Raw genomic sequence first — 2,018 nt, 5'->3', positions numbered from 1 at the left:
CGTCGCCTTTCTTTAAAGAATCCTCATCATGAATTTGATGAGGATTTTTTTTGATTTATAGTCTCGTGGATTTTTATAGAAAAGTATTTTGTCAACTTAGTAGTTGTGCATGGGGGGATATAGTTTTTGAATAGTAATAATCAAAACTATACTATCATGAAAGAAGGCACTATAAGCCATTGTTTGGGTATGATCCTAACTCCGTAGAAAGAATCAATAGCGTTACAATCATTTGGTATGGAATTTATTGATTTTTTAAAAAAAGACGCTAACTCTTGTGTTACCCGAGTCCCCGTCCGCTACTAATTTCCAATCTTTAAATAGGATTCCCCAGTATCAGTGATATGAAGATATTGTTAGTGTCCGCCAATGCGGAAATCTTAAACAGTTATCTCGTCAAAGAAGACTTTTGAATTTAATTTATATTGTCGGTATTCTTTAGGAATCGAATTAATCTTTTTTAGATACAAATGCAAAATTTCTGTTTTTTTTTATATAAGATGTTAACTCAAAATATTCAACGATTATCTCCGGTAATAATAACTTGATGAGTTTGCTATAGGAAACTTGTATCTGTAGCTGATTTGGAAATGTAAATATCTCTTTTTTAATATTTCTCGACAACTTTTGGACCTAATCTAAAAAGAGATAATTTGTTGTTTCTTTTTTTATAATGGGTCGGGTTGTATGCTGCAAGTCCTCAAAAAAAACTCCATTTCATTCCGTTTTCTGCGGGCTTTCCGCTGCTATCTCTAACGCGGGCAGTTGAGTTGTTTATTAATTAATTAATTTCAAGTTGCTAGTTAATCGATTTATTTAATTGTAGTCCAAACACAAATAAAGTTAGCTTTATTAGAAAACCTTCAAGTGTAACTGCATGTGTTGTTCTTGGAAACATTTTCTTAATGTCACTTATTACTGTTTCTACTCTTTTTCTCATTTTTAGCTTTTCATTTTTTTTGTTCCAATGTATCTATTCTCTTAGTGTTTGACTTGCGTTGAATCTTTAATAAGATGCATTTTCTCTCTAGAGCAATGTCTTCTAGCCCATAATCTGTATAGGCACTATCGCCATATAATGAGGCTTCTGCAGGTAATTTATCTATCATTTTTCCTAATGCTTTTGCATCTCCAGTTTTACCTGGTGTAAAATGAAAAGCTATTGGAATTCCATCTTTTGTGGTGAGTAATTGTACTTTAACCCCATAAAAATAATTTCGCATACTAGAGGTGTAACCTCTCCATTTTTTATCTTTAAGAATCTTGCAGTTTGCAATGCGCATATTGTTACATACTGCAACTGGAAAAGAATCTATGATATAGTGCATTTCACAACAAAAGTCTTTATAATAAGAACTTACAATTAAAAGTTTACTTATTTTATGTAATCGCCTGTTGAATCTACTTTTATCCAGCATATTGGGAATAAATCCATACTGCTTCATAAACTTTATAGCTGACGAATGATTACCATAAAAACTTGTTGAAGAAACAATTGCAGTCAAGATGATTTTACTATCACAAACTTGTCTTCTCACATCTTCTACATGGTTAATTCCTTGCAAAATATCATCTATTAAACAAAAAATTGATATAATTTTGTCTTTACAAAGCATTGGTTCTGTTTATTGGTTAGCAAAACAAATTTACTTAACCTCTGCTTTGTTTTTTATGTTATTTCAACTAGCAACTTGAATTAATTATAGTATATATTACATAGTATGTAGCATTTTGACTAGTATTAATGGTTGTTATAGCAAGTCTCAAACCGTTGAAACTGGTAATGAATCTGGGTATTTGGGAGTATTAGAAAATCAACAATCAAATAATAAGGCTTTCCTATATATAATGCCTATGGCAAATGCTATCCATTTCGGCGCCTTTCCTAAGGAATGGTAAGGGGATAGTTAAAAAACTTCATGCTCCAAAAACCATGTTTCCAGCGAGTTAAATTTTAAGTTAAGGAAATATGAAAAAAAGTGATTAAAAAAGCTTGTTAAAGCGAATAAAGGTGGTAC

The 2,018-nt window shown here is 31.2% G+C and carries 1 pseudogene; it reads right to left on the bottom strand.

Annotated elements, in window-relative coordinates:
- Positions 1 to 799: 799 nt before the first annotated feature.
- Positions 800 to 1,616 (bottom strand): annotated as a pseudogene (locus tag ACM55F_RS18740) (IS982 family transposase).
- Positions 1,617 to 2,018 lie beyond the last annotated feature (402 nt).

The organism is Flavobacterium melibiosi, assembly GCF_048158545.1.
Lineage (GTDB): Bacteria > Bacteroidota > Bacteroidia > Flavobacteriales > Flavobacteriaceae > Flavobacterium > Flavobacterium melibiosi.
This window is presented reverse-complemented; position numbering and strand designations above follow the sequence as displayed.